General features: G+C 59.0%; 10 protein-coding genes. 2 read left to right on the top strand and 8 right to left on the bottom strand.

Going from position 1 to position 16,177, the window contains the following annotated elements:
- Positions 1–41 precede the first annotated feature (41 nt).
- Together BEK68_RS19840 and BEK68_RS19835 are read right to left on the bottom strand one after the other, a co-directional pair.
- The gene (locus BEK68_RS19840) at positions 42–1,415 is read right to left on the bottom strand and encodes a relaxase/mobilization nuclease domain-containing protein (RefSeq protein ID WP_024973509.1); all 1,374 of its coding nucleotides are present in this window, start codon (positions 1,413–1,415) and stop codon (positions 42–44) included.
- The gene (locus BEK68_RS19835) at positions 1,412–1,822 is read right to left on the bottom strand and encodes a plasmid mobilization protein (RefSeq protein ID WP_024973510.1); all 411 of its coding nucleotides are present in this window, start codon (positions 1,820–1,822) and stop codon (positions 1,412–1,414) included. Before BEK68_RS19835 ends, BEK68_RS19840 begins: the two co-directional genes overlap by 4 nt.
- Before the next feature lie 422 nt (positions 1,823–2,244).
- Between BEK68_RS19835 and BEK68_RS25150 the strand changes: the two genes are divergently transcribed.
- On the top strand, positions 2,245–4,173 hold the full coding sequence (locus BEK68_RS25150; RefSeq protein ID WP_024973511.1) for an ATP-binding protein: 1,929 nt from the start codon (positions 2,245–2,247) through the stop codon (positions 4,171–4,173).
- Positions 4,174–4,445: 272 nt separating this feature from the next.
- Here the strand turns inward: BEK68_RS25150 and BEK68_RS19825 are convergent, their stop codons facing one another.
- From BEK68_RS19825 to mads1, 6 genes are read right to left on the bottom strand one after another with little or no spacing between them, the layout of a single operon-like run.
- Entirely contained in the window at positions 4,446–7,226 is a 2,781-nt protein-coding gene (locus tag BEK68_RS19825; RefSeq protein ID WP_024973512.1) for a DEAD/DEAH box helicase, read from the bottom strand.
- Positions 7,227–7,235: 9 nt separating this feature from the next.
- The gene (locus tag BEK68_RS19820; RefSeq protein WP_024973513.1) at positions 7,236–7,742 is read right to left on the bottom strand and encodes a hypothetical protein; all 507 of its coding nucleotides are present in this window, start codon (positions 7,740–7,742) and stop codon (positions 7,236–7,238) included.
- Positions 7,739–10,951 (bottom strand): hypothetical protein, encoded by a 3,213-nt coding sequence (locus tag BEK68_RS19815; RefSeq protein ID WP_061954852.1) that lies wholly within the window; start codon positions 10,949–10,951, stop codon positions 7,739–7,741. Before BEK68_RS19815 ends, BEK68_RS19820 begins: the two co-directional genes overlap by 4 nt.
- Positions 10,952–10,963: 12 nt before the next feature.
- Positions 10,964–11,953, bottom strand: coding sequence for a hypothetical protein (locus tag BEK68_RS19810; protein ID WP_024973515.1), 990 nt, complete (start codon positions 11,951–11,953; stop codon positions 10,964–10,966).
- Positions 11,953–14,676, bottom strand: coding sequence for a nucleoporin (locus tag BEK68_RS19805; RefSeq protein ID WP_024973516.1), 2,724 nt, complete (start codon positions 14,674–14,676; stop codon positions 11,953–11,955). The genes BEK68_RS19810 and BEK68_RS19805 overlap by 1 nt, the downstream gene beginning before the upstream one ends.
- Positions 14,676–14,984, bottom strand: a complete 309-nt coding sequence (gene mads1, locus BEK68_RS19800) for a methylation-associated defense system helix-turn-helix domain-containing protein MAD1 (RefSeq protein ID WP_349289608.1) — start codon at positions 14,982–14,984, stop codon at positions 14,676–14,678. Before mads1 ends, BEK68_RS19805 begins: the two co-directional genes overlap by 1 nt.
- A gap of 18 nt (positions 14,985–15,002) precedes the next feature.
- Between mads1 and BEK68_RS19795 the strand changes: the two genes are divergently transcribed.
- Complete coding sequence (locus BEK68_RS19795; RefSeq protein ID WP_024973518.1) at positions 15,003–16,151, top strand: hypothetical protein; 1,149 nt, start codon at positions 15,003–15,005, stop codon at positions 16,149–16,151.
- The last annotated feature ends 26 nt before the right edge of the window (positions 16,152–16,177 follow it).

The following is a 16,177-nucleotide window of genomic DNA, read 5'->3' as shown; positions in this document are numbered from 1 at the left end:
GAGAAGCCGGGTAAAACACACGGATACCCGGATGTGTCGCGTCAGATACGCTGACGCTTCGCGCTAGCGTTGATCTGACGAAGCTTGGCCTGCGCAAGCTGCTGCAACAAGCGGTTCTTTTGCGCAATCAGTTTGGACACGCGCTCTTCGGCCTTTCTGCGCTGTTCGGGTGTCTTGGCATGGTTCACATCGGCGGTAGCTGCACTGATATCGGATTCAATCTCGCCCAACGCACCCTCGACTTCATGGACTGTATCCATGGCCGCATATTCGCTGAGATCGCTCTTGCTGGACTGGTATGCCTGATCACGCAGATGTCGGATACGGCCGGCAACGGCACCACGATGGGCTGGTGTGAATACAGGACGCTCCGCACGGATTTGGCGCGCAACGGATAGGGAATCGGACACGATGCGCTTGATGGCATTCAGTTCTAGGTGCATGGTTTTGGTCTCCTTGTAGTTATGGGGTGTTGATGGGCGATGTCGCATTGCACTTGGGCGTAACGCGACTCTGGCCTTATGAGCACGCAGTTGCCTGGGTTGCAGATACGCCGCCGCGAAAAACTGTTTACGTTCGGCAACGAGTTCGGCGAGCATGCTCTTGTGCTGGTGGTACTCGGTATCTGTCAGCTTGGCAGGTGGCGGACGGCGATATTGCTCCAACAGTTGCGCATAGTCGGCATCGGCTCGATATAGCGGCCCGCGCATGCGCTTGGCCTTCTGGCTGCCGGGAAACTTGACCGAGATGTAATCGGCCCCCTTGCGGGTGATGGTCACGCCGAACTGCTCTTCGAGGTGCTCGCAAAGCTGATCACGGGTCGTGATCTCGCCGCGACGAATGGCGCGGGCAAGGTGTTTGTGCAGATGCAGCTTGTTGCTGCGGTCTCTCTGTCCCTCTGGCACCTTGCGCTCGAAATCCGACAACGCCAGCTTCAATGGATCGGGGATGACTTGGTCATAACCGAACTCATGATTCGTGACCTTGGTGAACGCATCGTAGAGCGCGATATTGCGAGGGCCGGGCGGATGAATCGATAGGCGACGTCCCGTGGTCAATTCGAGGCTTGGCACCACGAAGTGGATCTCAGTATTGCCCTTGTCTCGATGCAGAACAAACAGACTGTTGTAGTGGCGCGCATCAAGACCGGGGCAGACAGTCTCCTTGAACCGGCCGATGATGTTCATGATCTGCTCACGGCTGGGCTGCTCTTGATCGCGGAAGGCGATGGCACCGGACACGTACTTGTGCTTGCGCGTTATGGTGTTGATCGCGGCAATCGTCAGATCAGGGCTGCCGCTCAGCACTTCAGGATCGACGAAACGCTTCTGCCCGGCGTGGTCGGTGCCACTCAACAGGTAGCGGACTGGAGACTCGCCACCCGAGGTTCCGCTGTTGAAGATGCGTACGATCATGCGTCACCTACTGGTTTGCTCTCCTGCCTAGCCTCCTTCCAGATGTCCTCGGCCATATCGTGGACCTGGAGCAAGTAATAAAGCATGTCGTCGTCAGGCTGACGGCCGCCGGCGATCTGATCCGCGATTTCTCGGACATGATCGGCGATGCGATTGACGGCTTGTAGCCATTGCAATTGCAACTGATAGTCGGCGGTGGGTGGCAAGGCACGGCCGATATGCAACCCGGTTTCACGAAGATATTGAGCGAGATTGGTGTAGCCCGATGCCAACGCGAGCGCTTCCAGTTGCGCACGCTCGATGGCGGTCACGCGCAGTTCGATGCGCTGCGTGCGCCGCTGCTCGGCGACGAGCTGATTGGTGTTTGATGATGTGGCAGGTACGGCCTGCTCGAATTGTTGTTCCATGATGGCTCCTTGTTCTTGTTGTTATTGGGCCGAGGCGACACGTGTTGTGCAACGATGCGCTTTCTCAAGGGGACTGGGGCGAGCCCCAGAATATCCTGACCGCGTGATACGGCGGACAGGTTAACCTTGCTTGTGTTTTGCTCTTCAGCTTTGTCTACCTTACCGCGAATCTGGCTGATTGCAAGGCGGCTTGGATAGGCGGTCGGATTGGTGGATAAGCGGCGGGTTTCCGGCATCCAGAAATCCGTGATTCCGCTCGATATCAGGGGTTGCGATCACATACCCACTGATACAATTGCGGTGCTGTATCCCACGTTCGACGTCGCGCCATCAAGACACCGGATACAAACATGCTGCTATCTTCAAAATGATCGCTCCGTTGTCGGCGACGATTAAGTGGATGTTCTCGGGAGAGCCCGCTCATGTCTGAGCCGCTGCAAACCTCGCTGTTCGAAGACGACTATCTGCTGCGCGAACTGGGAGATGTCGCTCATGTACCGCAAGTGGCGCTGACCGAGTTAGTGGCGAACGCCTGGGATGCCGGTGCTGCACGCGTGGCTTTGATTCTGCCCACTGAAGTCGGTGGCACGCTTACGGTTACTGACGACGGACACGGCATGACGCCGGCGCAGTTCAAGAAGCGCTGGATGACCTTGCGCTACTCTCGTCTAAAGCACCAGGGTGCGAATGTTGAATTTCCGGACGGGCGATCAGCTCGCCCCCGAAAAGCCTATGGACGCAACGGCGTTGGACGGCACGGCTTGCTGTGCTTCGCAGATGAATACCAAGTAGAGACTTGGCGCGACGGTACGCTCGCGACATTCGTCGTCGGCACCGAATCCGGTCCCAGCCCCTTTGTATTGCGCAGCGAAACGCTCGGGCAACGAACGGGCAACGGCACTCGGCTTTCGGTACAGATAACTCGCAAGCTCCCTGACGCTGATGAAATCCTCACCGTGCTCGCGGCACGCTTCATTCATGACCCTGAGTTCGAGATTCGGGTCAACGGCAGTCAACGCCCCTTCACCGAAATTGACGGCCGAGTCAGTGAGGAAACACTTGAGCTTGGTGATGGACGTCGCGCCACCATCATCGTGATCGACTCGACCCGCCTCAACCATTCGTCCATACATCAGGGTATCGCTTTCTGGGTGCAACGGCGGCTGGTTGGCATGCCCTCATGGTCGATTGGATCGGTGGCTAGTTTTGACGGACGGACGCGCTTTGCTCGTCGCTACAAGGTCATTGTGGACACACAAGGCTACGAGGCCGATGTAACGCAAGATTGGACTGCATTCCGTATGACGGACGAAGTTCAAAAGCTGTATTCCGCGACGGCGGAACACATCGGGAAAGTCGCGCAGGAACTCGCCGCAGAAGTTGTTGAAGCGGCCTCCGAAGACGCGCTGACACAAAACCGAAGCGAGCTGGCCACCTTGGGGCAAGGGGCACGTTTGGAAGTCGCCGAGTTCACCAAGGCGGTAGCCCAGACGCATCCCACCATCTCGCCCGATTTCCTTGCGACCGCTGTCAAAGCGGTCATCCATCTGGAGAAGTCAAAAACGGGGGCTGCGCTCCTACAGAAGCTATCCGTTTTGCAACCCGACGATATTGATGGGCTGGATCGCCTGCTTACTGAGTGGACCATCAAGGATGCACTGCGTGTACTTGATGAGATAGACAGCCGAATTAGCGTGATTGAAACCATCCGGCGCTTGGCCGACGATCCGCATACAGATGAACTGCATACGCTGCACCCCTTGGTACTGCGCTCGCGGTGGGTGTTTGGCCCCGAATTCGAATCACAGGAATATTGCTCAAATGCCACCTTGCAGACGGTGGCACGCGAACTGTTTAAGAGCTCAGACGCGCAGTTCATCAACGAGCGCCATCGTCCCGATATCGTAGTCCTGCCTGACAAGACGACGTGGCAGCTTACTGGCATTGAATCGTTCGACCCTGCTGACCCGACTCTCACTAGGTTACAGCATGTCCTCGTGATTGAACTCAAGAAGGGCGGCTTTGAGTTGACACGCAAGGAAGTTAATCAGGCTGACGGGTACGTACAGGACATTGCTTCGTCTGGTGCACTTGCGGGGACACCCTACATCTGCGCATGGGTGGTTGGTCAGAAGGTGGCAGCTGGCGTAGCGCGCGAAAAAGAAGTAGGCGACGGTAATCAGAAATATGGCCGCATACGAGCTACAACGTTCGGTACGCTGGTGGACACAGCGAACCGCCGCTTGCTCAAAATGCGCGACGTGTTGGCCGCACGGTATGGCGACGTCTCAACCGACGGTCTGTTGAATCGAGTCTTTGCACAGCCAGAACAAGGCAAGATGGAGATATAAGAACGGACTGCTTGCCATGCATCGATGAGATGAGATTCGTCCGACTGGGAAAGACTACCGCGACCAATCGGGAATTCACTCTTCCTCATGTCTCGTTCTTATCATCAGTCACAGGTTGTGCCAACTCCTTTGTTATTGCTTATGGCCACCGGCCATCTCCGCGTTTGATGGGAAGAGATATGAACATCGATTGCTGTGCGTAACTACGCCTGGCAGCGATGTCGGCTAATTACCTGTTGTACGCCGTAGTGGTCTACGAGAAAGGGTACTTCTCAAGAGGTAGGCACGCCTACGATCTCGACGTAGCCAATCAGTTCCGCTGAGTAACTGCCATCCCCATTTACAGCCCCCTTGTGCTTCAATTCCCGCTGCAAGGTCGGTTCGACAGCATGGGAAAATATGTCCCGGCGACGTTCTGGATTGAATGTCGGTGTGGTCGTTGGCGCCTGCAGGTACCGTTCACTCTGCCGCTCAACCGCAGGAACTCGCGTGCCATCCTGCTTGACGGCGATGGGTTGAACCACAACACGACGCTCACCATTGCCAGTGGATGCTTCGACCATCCAGAGCGATAGCAGTACCGGCTCGTCTACGTCACCTGAAACCGCAATCCCGAGATCCTCGGGGGGCACGCTGCGCCAGCGCCCCAGTTCCTCCTGCACCAAAGAGTGATCCAGGCCTATCAACTGCAGATCATCCTGGTTCGTCGCAGCTTCGCGGTTCAAGGTAAAGCGAGCGCGACGCGTGCCGTCAGCATTGACGAGGTCGAAGGTCGCATCGTCCACCTTGGTCAGCTTCCGCTGGCGATCTGCGATTGCAGCCGACAGAAATTGCACCAGCCGCTCTAGACTGGACGACACGTCAGAGAATGGCTTGTAGTCGTCAAGGCTGAACCCGTCGAGGTCTTGGAAAAGGTCGAAAACCACCTGTCGTGCTTCGCGTGAATTGGAGAGTGCCGCTTCCAATTCCACCTGCGTTCGCTTGAGTTCTGGGTCGGACAGAGCCTCCTGATACAAACGGTCGTAATTCAGACGCTCCGACAACTGGCCAAGAATTTGCCCTCGTAAATCTTCGGCGACATTGCCTTGATCATCGACCTTGCCAACCGTACGTGCGATCTCTATTAGCTTCTCGTCCAGCAGCAGGAAGATACGGCCCTCGATGGTATCCGACAGCACAAGGTTGTAAACCTGCGCGGTGTCGCGCTGACCGTATCGATGGATACGGCCGATACGCTGCTCCATGTCCATCGGATTCCACGGCAGGTCGAAGTTAAACAGGATGCGCGCGAATTGCAGATTAATACCTTCGCGTCCTGCCGCTGTACAGACCAGCACGCGTGGGCCATCTTTTTGCCTGAAGCGCCGTTCCGCCGCCACCTTCGCGCCGTGGTCGCCGCCACGCAGCACCACCACGCCCTGACCGGGGAAAGTCTGCTCGATCTCGCGGGCAATCATGTCCACCGTGCCGAGGTAGGTGGCGAAAATCACGATCTTCTCGTTCGGGTTCTGCCGCCACAGCGTGCCCAAGCCGTCGAGCAGCTTCTGCATCTTGGTTTCGCGCTGCGGCGGAAACACGCGCAGCAGGTCGCCGATACGCAAGCGTTCCTCGGGCAGATGCAGGTTTACCGCCGCCGAGGCAGCTTCTTCCGCGTACGTGGCTGAATACTCGCTGCCGTAGGGATCGGAGGCCATTTCCAGCGCATCCTCGTCCAGCTTCTTTACCAACCGGTATTTCAGGTCGGCCAGCACTCGATCCACCTCGCTACGCCCAATGTTGTCGCGTAACAGATTGAACTCCTCGTGGATTAGCTCACGCGCTTCCTCAGTCAGACGTTCGCGACCTTCGATGTCCAGCTCCTTGTCACGCAGCAGCGCCTCATGCAACGTCAGCATCAGCAGGCGGCGTTTAAGCGTGCGGCGCACGGCGGCAAAGCTCGACGCCGCTATCTTCTGGAAGATCGCCATCAAGAAGCCGAGCGCGCGCCCTTGATTACCCTGGCGACGTGCGAGGTCGAAGCCGTCCTCCAGATACTCGCGCAGCTTCTCATAGAACAGCCGTTCGGCCTGAGACATCACAAAGGATTCGGTGTGAACCCAGCGGCGCGCAAACAACGGCGAACCGTCAGGCTGGCAGGCATCGGCCTTGGTACGGCGGAACATCACCGTGTTAAGCCGGTGACGGCTCTCCACCATCTCCTCGGGGCTACGGAACAACGTCGGGTTCAGCAACTGCACCAGCATCCAGAATTGGAAATGATTGCCCTGGTGCGGCGTTGCCGAAAGCAGCACGAGGTCGCGCGAGTGATCCTTCAACGCCTCGGCTAGCTTGTAGTTCTCGGTTTTCCGCACCTTTCCGCCACTACGGTAGGCAGTCAAATGGTGCGCTTCATCGAATACCACCAGATCCCAACGTGGCGCGTCCAGCAAACGCTTGATGCGCGCCGGGCGCTTCAGCGTGTCGATGCTGGCGATCAGCCGATCATGCTTGGCAAAGGCGTTGGTCTTGCGGTCGGTGATGTCACCCTCGGAACCGAACACTTCGAATTCGAGGTTGAACACCTCGTTCAATTCACGGTGCCAGTTGTTTACGAGACCGGCGGGCACAACCATCAGCGCGCGGTTTAGTTCGCCCCGACTGGCCAGCTCGCGCAGGATCAACGCAGTTTCGATGGTCTTGCCCAAGCCCACTTCGTCGGCGACCAGGTAGCGCCGGGGCGATGCGGTGGCGATGCGGTGCGTCAGTACCACCTGATGCGGCAAGAGGTCGATCTTGGCCGAGGTCAGCGCCGAAGCACTTTCCATCACTGGTAGCGCGTGAGCCTCATAGGACAGCCACGCCTTGCGAGCACGCTCCGCGTTGCCGTCCACGGCGCGCAGAATGCGTTCGGTACGTGTGAGCTCGCGCCGCAGCGAAGCCACCGGCACTCGGCGCTCACCGACGCCGAAAAACGCACGCAGATAGCCGTCATGCGCTGGGTCAAGGACAACACCCTGGCCATATTCGTGGTGGGTAATGCGCTCGCCGGGTTGGAACTGAATCTCTGTCGTCACGCGCCGACCTCACGTAATCCGCAGGTGGAACAGGCCAGCGGGCTTGCTGCCGTCGCGCAACAGGATTTCCTGCGGGTACTCATTGGCTTGACCCCACAAGATACGACCGAAGTCGATCTGATGCCCATGGGGAGTGTGGCACAGCCAGCCCACCTCGTCGGTAGTCGTCTGCACCTTGATTCGGTTATGACCACCGGGCAACCAGAACACCAGCGCCGCACCGCCCGCATAGGCGTCCTGAAACGACAGTAGGGCGGGCTTAACCACATCACTCAGCCACGTTTCCGCGTCTGTCGGCATCAGCAGGTCAAGGCTACCATCCAACCCCGCAACCACTAGCGTTTGATCGTCATTACTAGGCAGGTCTTCCGGCCAGCTTCCCGCTGTTTGCGCCGCACGCAGAAACTGACGCAAGCTCCACACCTCGTTGGCCGCGCAGATCTGGTTGCGTGCTTCTTCGTCCCATACCCAACTGGTGCCACGCCGCTGCCACACTGTGTCCAGCAGTTGCCTCATCTTTCGTACCCCCCTTCGTCATCGAACAAGGAGCCCTGTGCGGGCTTCGGTGCCTGACCAGCATGCCAAGCGTTGTAGATGGACACCGCGCGTGAAGCCGCGCTGCGAGTGACCTGATCCGGGCCGTTGCGGTTGATCCACTCCAGCAGCGGCTTCAGCGCGACGTGCGACTTGAAGTTGTCATTCTTCAACGTATCCGAGGCGTTGATTCCGCTTCCGTCGAAGCACGCGCCGATCAGTACCAGCGCCTGATCCAGATCGGATGTCAGGCGGCGGCGATGCTTCCCCGACCATTCGCGCGCAAAGTCCAGCGGGGTCGTGCGAGTGAAGATCTTCTTGACTTCGCTGCACCAACCACGCTGAACGAAATCATCCGGTGTTGTGATGGTACCCCGCAGGAATTTCTGCAACTGGTCGCGCTTCAGCTCCATCGAATTGCCGAAGGTACGCAGAAACTGCCGGGTCATCGGTTCGGCATTGACTGGTGGAGGCTCCTGCCCCTTGTTGGCGTCTTCATCGATGAGTTGATTAATACCGATCAATGCCTCCTTAACAGAGATGGTTCGTTCCTCATCGACATAGACCTTGCCGTAATGGCGCGAGAAGTATTCCAGCGCCTTGCCGCGTCGGATGACCTGAATGTCGGCAGCAGGCAGACCTTCCTTCGCGTGGTTTTCCAGCATGGCCTGCAACTGGCGCACGTCTGCCATCACCTCGCGGCGCATCCGGCCCCAGCTCACCGGCTTGGGTTCCTCGGTACGCTTGCGGCAGACATGGATGATGTCGTACTCGATGGTCTTGGAGCCGAACTCGCCTTCGCCTTTGGTTTCGTCGGAGCGAATGGGATACGTCGCTTCGAGGTAGTACCCAGCGTCGAACAGCGATTCCAGTACCGCCACCCACGGCTCATCCTCGCTGTGGTGAAAAGTGAAGGCGAGGATGCCGCTGGGCTTGAGCGCGCGATGGGCCTCGCGCCAGCACTGTGTGAGCAGGCGTTGATAGAAGCCATCCGGGTCTTCCGGCTCGCGTGCGCGGTTTGCAACTGCCTCAAGCGACTTGGGTGTGTAGTCGGCGCGGAAGTAGTCGGGATACTTGTCTTTCAGCGCGAGGCGCAACCAGACGTAAAAGAAATCGGACAGTTCCGAGTAGTGCAGCAGGCCACCAAAGGGTGGGTCGGTGATGACCAGATCGAGGCTGGCAGTGGGGACGTGCGAAAGGTCGGTGGACGAGCCTTGGAACACGCCAACCTCGCCGACCGGATCGCCAGGATAGACCTTCTCACTCTTGCCTGAAAGTTGCTCGACCAATGCTGGAGCTTGTCGCTTCAGCGCTTCAAGGCTTACCGCTTCCCAGGGCTCCACAGCCCATTCACGTCCTTCGACGATGCCCTCAACGCAGGCGGCCCAATTGCCGCGCCCCAGTGCAGGGAACACGCAATTCTCGATGACCGTGGATTTCGGGTGAAAGTTATTGTTCGAAAACATCGGCTCGGGGGTGTCACGCTGCGGGTTCCAGAATCCAAACTGACTCTGGTTACGCAGGTACTGCTGGAATGCGCCGAGCAAATACTCGCGAGTCTTCCAGTCGTAGTTGCCGACCTCGACAATGGCTTTGAGCAGTTGCGCATGAACAAGCAACTGGCGCGGGTTGAACATCGTCCACCAGTGCGTAAAGCCGTGGTTGGGCACACCGCCTTGCAGGTGGTGGGTCATAAAGCCGTAAGCCAGTTCGGACCGCGGCCAGTAGTCCTTTAGGTCATCGTCCTTGCGCACCTCCCATTCCGCGAACGCGCTGTCGTACTGCCGGGCGTGCGCAGCATCGTAGGCGGCGAAGAAGCGACCGCTGTAAGGCTTGCCTGCTTCATCTCGCTTGGGTGCATAGCCCTGCACCGCGTAGGCTGCCATCGGCCCGGTCTTGCCTGTCGCCTTGATGGTGGTTAGCACATCCTGCACCGTGCCGCAGGCCGAGCAGGCGTAATGCGATTTCTTCGGTACCGTACCTTTCTCTGGAGCGAATGTGACGCCAGTTTCCGGGTCGGTCACTTCATCCGGTAGCGCGCCGCGCACCTCCAGCAAGCGAATCTTCGCGGAGCGTGCCGCATCCCACCGCGTAGTCGCCACCACATCGTCCTGCGCCGAACCGCCGTACGGCTGACCGTCGGCGTCCTGCTTGGCCTCACCCGCCAACCACTGCGGATGCACCAGCAGGCTCAGTTCAACCTTCTTGTTCTTGCCCTTGCCAAGATTCACCAACGCCGTGTGGCCGCAGTGTGGGCAGATCACGCCCTTCTTACGGTCGAGTACGGAATACGGCGATTCGGTGGGAGCGACGTAGAACGGCGCATCGGGAGCCATACGCGCGGACTCTTCCTCCACGACGAACGCCTCACCGCATTTCCCGCAGGTGTGTTCCCAATGCTTGACGGTGAGCGTCTTCACCGCCATCACAGGACTGGTCATGATCGGTGTGCGATGGCCGCAGCCCGTCACCTGACATGGGCCGTGCTTAGCCCAGAAGGTGTAGATGATCTCCGGGCCTTCGTAATGGTAGTCCTTGCGCTCATCACGCGGGATGGCGAGTGGGTCGAATTCGGCGGGCATCGCCTTGCCCGTAGGCTGATGCGTCCATGTGCCTTTCTCACCCTGCGGGCCGTCGCAGTAGTAGTACGGCATGATCTGCGGCTTGACCTCGGCCTCGATGTCGGCGACGAGCTTCTTCACCTGCTTCAGATCAACATTCGCCAGTTCCTGCTTGACCACGAACCACGCCACCGGATTCAGGTCGTTGCCGACCATCTGCATGCCCAGGCGCGAGCCTTCCACCAGAGTGGTGCCGCCGCCCATGAAGATGTCCGCTACCTTCAGGTGCTTGAACGCACCCTTCTTTTGGTGGTTGGCGTAGTAGTTATCCCACACCAGCTTGGCCGCGTGTGAGGAATCTTCCGGCGCCTTCGTAGCCGCCGCGATCAACATCGAGCGAAACACGCTGGAACGCCGCCGCGCCCACCATTTGGACATCTGATAGATGGGTTTGCCCGCGTTACCTTCGATCACCGCCACTTGGTTGACGGGCAAAATCGGGAAATCCACCTCCAAGCAAGTCTTGGGACGGTTCGGATCGTTGAAATCGACCGTTACCAGTGCGGCTGTCTTGCCTGCGCCAACAGCCTTGGCAACCTCTTGCGCGAGTAATTCTTTCTTGATGGCCATCGGCCGTTATCCTTACTTGGTCAGCTCCACGAAGGGCGACAGCACTTCCAGCAGCGACAGGCCGCCATGTGTGAGCGTTGGGTAGCCGCCTTGACTGCGCCACTTCCTGCGACCCAAGGCCAACAGGTGCGCGCCGTGGGGGCTGTTGATCTGTAATGCCACGGGTGGCACGAAGGGGCCGGGGTCACCGGTGCCCGTCTTGCTGCGCCCACTGGAAAAGGTCTGCTTGAGGAACTGGCCGACCTCGCCATCCGCGTCGGGGAAGTAGCCGGTGGCCGCATAGCCGTGGTCGGAGGTGATGACCAGCCGCCGCCCGGTCGCCAGACGTTCGACGAAGGCCCAGAAGTCGACGCCGGATAGTTGCTCGGCTACGTCCTTCGTCAACGGTTCCAATCCTTGGCCCGCGCCAGAGCCATCGTGCAGCTTAGCGTCCGGCCAGTGGTGCCAGAAGATTTGATTTGGCGTGCTGTTGATCAGGGCTTCACAATCCTTCCACGGCAGATCGACGGTTTCGGTCAGTGCCTGTTGCAGCTTGTGGGCCAAGCCGCCTCCGTTGTTCTGTAGTTTGCTGCGGCTGGAGAAGCCAAGCGCGCGTGCGAATTCGTCGGTTTCGCCAGGCAGTTCGGATGCCTTGGCGCTGACCTCATGCAAGGTGAAGCCGTGCTCCTTCGCGCCCTGCAACAACCACGGCAGTTCGCGCAACGACAGGCCGTCGAGAATCAGCACCGCCTTGGCGCTGAACGGTTCGGCCCACCAGCGCACCAAGCGATCCGAGGTACGTTCCACGCTGCCGTCGAATGCTTGCCACAAATCCCAACCGCTGGAGGAAAGGAACAGATCCAGTTCGCCAATTTCACGGTCACGCTTCACCACCTCGCCGGGCGCATTGCCTGCGGCCAAGGGCTTCGAGGCGATCTCGACCGCGTGATTGACGATAACGCGCCAAGCGTCGGCGTCCGTGCCTTGCGTCAGAGCGTGCAGTACGCTAGCGGTCAAAGCCATCAGTCGTCCTCCTTCTCAAGGTTCAGCTCGAAGGTCATACCTTCGGGCAACTTCTTGAGCAGTTCCTTGAGCTGCGCGCCAGTGGCGGCGGACACTTTAATCGACACCTCGGCCACTCGCGTAGCCGGGCCGATGCCCCAACCTTCGATCTTGCCAATCAGGTTGAGCGGCGACGTAGCTGGGTTGGATAGCGGGGTGCGCGGTTTTGTGGCCGTAGTATCGCCGCCAAAAATGCCGCCCGGCGTGGATGCAGAAGGAGTGCCGGTGGTCGTATCGTCTCCGGGCACAGGCGGTGCCGCGCTATCGCCGCCGAACATTCCGCCACCTGTCGGCGACGACGCAGGCGGCATGAAGCCACCCGTCGCAGGTACTGCGGAGGGCAGCATCACAGATACCTCGTCGAGTTGGCGCCCCGTCACGGCAAACTTAGATTTAAGGCGTTGCCATGCGATGTCTTCCTCTTCACCAGGATGGGTTTGCAGGATATCCCTGCCACGCACATTGATGGCGACTCTGCCCTTAGCACATAGGCGCAGCAAGCGCTCCTTCATCATCGTTTCGCCCAGCCACGGGATGCAGTCCTGTCCGGCGGGACGCGGCTCTTGCAGCTCACGTAGCAGCTTGCCGACCGATTCGTTGTTGTTGGCGAATTCGAGAACCAGCTCCTCGAAATCCTCGGGTACGAACAGATCACTGATCAGCGATGCTTCGATGGCGTCAGGAATCTGCGAGCCCTGCTTGTCGAGTCGCTCGACGCTGAATTTGCACTGCGCGGGTTCGGCAAAATTCCAGCGTTGCAACACAGCAAAGCGGTCGAATCTCTTCTTAAGATTGTCGCGCAGCGTGCCCTCGAACTCTTTGTGCAGCTTCTTATATTCGGGGTTCTGGCTGCTCCATTCCTGGGCCTTCATCTCGGCGCGGGCAAGGATGAGCAGGTCACGATCCAGAAAGGCATTGGTACTGCCTGTGCGCGGCAGCAGGAAACGCACGGTGTTGCGGCGCTTCTGCAACTGGTCTTTGAGCCAGCGGCCGAGCGTGGAGTCGAGCTTATCCGGTTCTTCGGGCAGCACAAGGATGGGCAAGCGGTCGTCCCACTTTTCGGGCTGCTCTGCTTCGTCGAGCGATGTCCACGGATCGTTGGCCCAAGACTTCGGCAAGGCAATCACGCGGAAAGTTTTCGCAACTTCGTCGCTGCCGCCGATCACGTAGCGCACCTGCTTAGCGAGCTGCGCCTGATCGGCCCCATCAGCGAACAGCTTGTCGTTGCGTGCGTAGGCCATCAGCTTGGCGCGCGGGTTTTCTTCCTCGCGGAACAACAGCTTGGTGCCTTCCTTATGGATGTTGAAGCTGTTCTCGACGATGGTCGCCAACTCAACCTGAAAAGCGTTATCGTCTACTGGCTTGTCACGGGTGATATCCAGTTGCAACGTGGCTGGTTCGGCTCCAGCGAGGTTCCCCACGGCAATCGAGCGCAACCACAGCGCACCGACGATTTCTTGCAGGTGTGGTGCGGTGCTGGCGTGGTCGTGCCGCGCCTCCTGCACCGAGATGATGTTCTGCTGCGCCTTCTCGCGCAGCATGCGGTGGTGTTGGTTGGCCACGGCCTCCAGCAACGCCCCGATGCCCGATGTGCCGTCGTCCAGCCGAAAGTCAGCGGCGGTGAGCACCGGCACGGCCTCGCCACGGCTCTTGTAGAGATTGGCGAGGATGCGGATCAGGTCGCGCGTCTCCTGCGCATCGGTAGCGATCAGCACCTGCTCTTCGAGCAGACGCAGCAGGTGCGGTGCGTAGGGCCACGACTCGATGAATTCCCGGCGCTTGCGCTCCTGCTCTGCAGGTGGGACGTCGAGCAGGCGGAAGGATTCGGTGACGTGCTGCGCGACCAGCGACTCAATCGTGCCATTGGCGATCTGCAAACGGTTGTCGAACAGACGGTGGAGCAGCATTCGGCGACGATCCTGCTGGATGCGCTCGGCGCTGCCACCTGCCTTGAAGTCGATGGCGACCGGATTGACACGATGCACCTGCTGGTACGCATCGCTACCACCATTGCGCACCGAAATCACCAGCACCAGCAGATCAGGGCGCTCCTTGGCGATCTCCGAAAGAATCTGGATAAAGTTGAACGCCCAGTTCTTCCACGGGTACTGCTTGGTGTTGGTCAGGCCGTCGTACCACGTCTGGAATTCGTCCAGCAGCAGCATCGTCGGCTTGTTCTCCAGCAACTCGATAATGAGCTTGTCGGACGGGATTTCGGTCTTGGATGCGCCTTGCCCTTCCCACTTGCCATTGATGAAGGTGCCGTGCGGATGGTTCTCGAACAGCACGTCCCACAAGAATTTGTAGCGGTGACGATGCAGGCTTTCGCCAATGACGTGCATCCCGTCGCGCAGCGCGATCTTGCCGATGCCGGGTTCAGCCAGCGTGGTTGCCCACGTATTGAGCCACGCGCTGGTCGATGCCGGGTCAGTCACCGCGTGGTAAAGCGCGGCCATCAAGTGCGACTTACCGAGACCGCGTTCGCCAATCACGACCACGGGGCGCCCCTGGTTGGGGCCAACAGCCTCAATGCCCTTCAACAGATCGTGCGTGGGATAGGTGATCTCCAAAAACTGCTTGGCCGCAATCTGGGTCGCGCCAGTATGCTGATCGTTGGACAGCTCGATGGCCGTGCCCTTGAGGCGTTTGCCCCGGAATTCTTCTCGTAGAGTCAGTCCAAGCATTATTTACGCTCCCCCTTGTGGGGCGTCCCCTGCGTGATAGGTTCTCGTTCTTCCGTCGACTGCTGCTCGATCCAGGTATCTATGTCGCTGCGCGAGAATCGCCATACCCCCCCAACTTTGAAGGCGGGAATTTTTTTGGCTCCTGCGAGCCGATAAATCGTCCGCTCCGTAACCTTCAAGTAGTCAGCAACTTCCTTGATGGTGAGGATCTCGCCTTTTGGGGTAGACACAATCGCGGGTATTAAAAGTGGGTTTGGTGCAGAATAGTACAAAATTTTCATACCTTGCGCAGCGAAATCCTTGATCAACGATAGGTCTCCCACGTCATGACCGCGCTTGAATTTCTGATCCGCCTACAACAGCTCCCCTCCGCCACACCTATGTGCCTGCCTCACGTCGCGGCTGCACTGGAGGTGCTAGCGCCGATCCTGACGTGTCGCCCCAAAGACAGCGTTGAACGACAGAAGAGATGGACCGACGAAGCTGCACTGGCCCACTGGCTGAGCGAGCCAGTCAGCGCCGTTGAAGACTGGCGGCTCGACGTCACTGGCAAGCAGCAGTATCGGCTTGGGGCTGTGGTTGACTGGCTGGACGGGCATACGGTCACGCTCACGGGCACCGATGAGGATGCCACCCGCATTGCCGAAGCATGCTGGACGAACCTGATCCCAGCACTGGAAGTCGATGGTCACCTGATCGGGTTTTTCCGCAGCCTCCATCTTGAGATGGAGCCTCAAGGGTACGTGATCGTCCAAGGCGACGATTTGCGCGCGCTTGAGACGGCACGACTCACGCCCAGACAATCCGCCAATCTCATGGCGGCCTATCAGGCGCTGGCGGTCTTCGCCAAACGGCTTTCCGCGTCACCGAGTCAGGCCATGGCAACTTGGCGTGGCATCCGTGATGAGATCTCACCCGACCTGGCATTGCAGTTCTTCCTCGCCGCCATCGGCCACGACTACGACGTAGCGATGGAGATCTTCGCCAGCTTGGACGAGGCGCTTCTGCGCAGTCGATGGCATCTTGGCTGCTGGCTTTGGGAGCTTCTGCTCAATCACGAATTCCGCAATCTGAACGCCGACACGCTTCTGTCCGCTTTCACGTTCGCCAGTGAGCAAGGCATCGGCATCAATACCGTCAAGGGGTACAAGGATTCCTTCGGCTATCCTGTCTTCAACGGCACGTCGGCACATCTGCTGGCCGACACGTATGGCGATCACTTCAGGCTGAATCTGCGAGTGGGTTTCGGCATGCCAATCTACGAGCAACTGCTTTGCGGCCTGCTGAATGGAGGCCTCGATGTCGAGGTGGAGAATTACGGCGGGTTGACCGCTCTGGGCATCGGTGATGTCGTGCAGGCCACATATTCAACAGGAAGCGAATTCTGTAGCGTGCTCAACACCCACACATTGCGCAGCAAGCTGGAAAGCACGCTCGACTCCAAGGCTGCAAAGCCCCGCAAGCAACCCGCCTAGCCAAACGGATCGATCCGCTTGTCGCC

The sequence above is a fragment of the Ralstonia pickettii genome, assembly GCF_001699815.1.
Classification (GTDB): domain Bacteria; phylum Pseudomonadota; class Gammaproteobacteria; order Burkholderiales; family Burkholderiaceae; genus Ralstonia; species Ralstonia thomasii.
The sequence above is the reverse complement of the archived record's forward strand: the minus strand, read 5'-3'. Positions and strand labels throughout refer to the sequence as shown.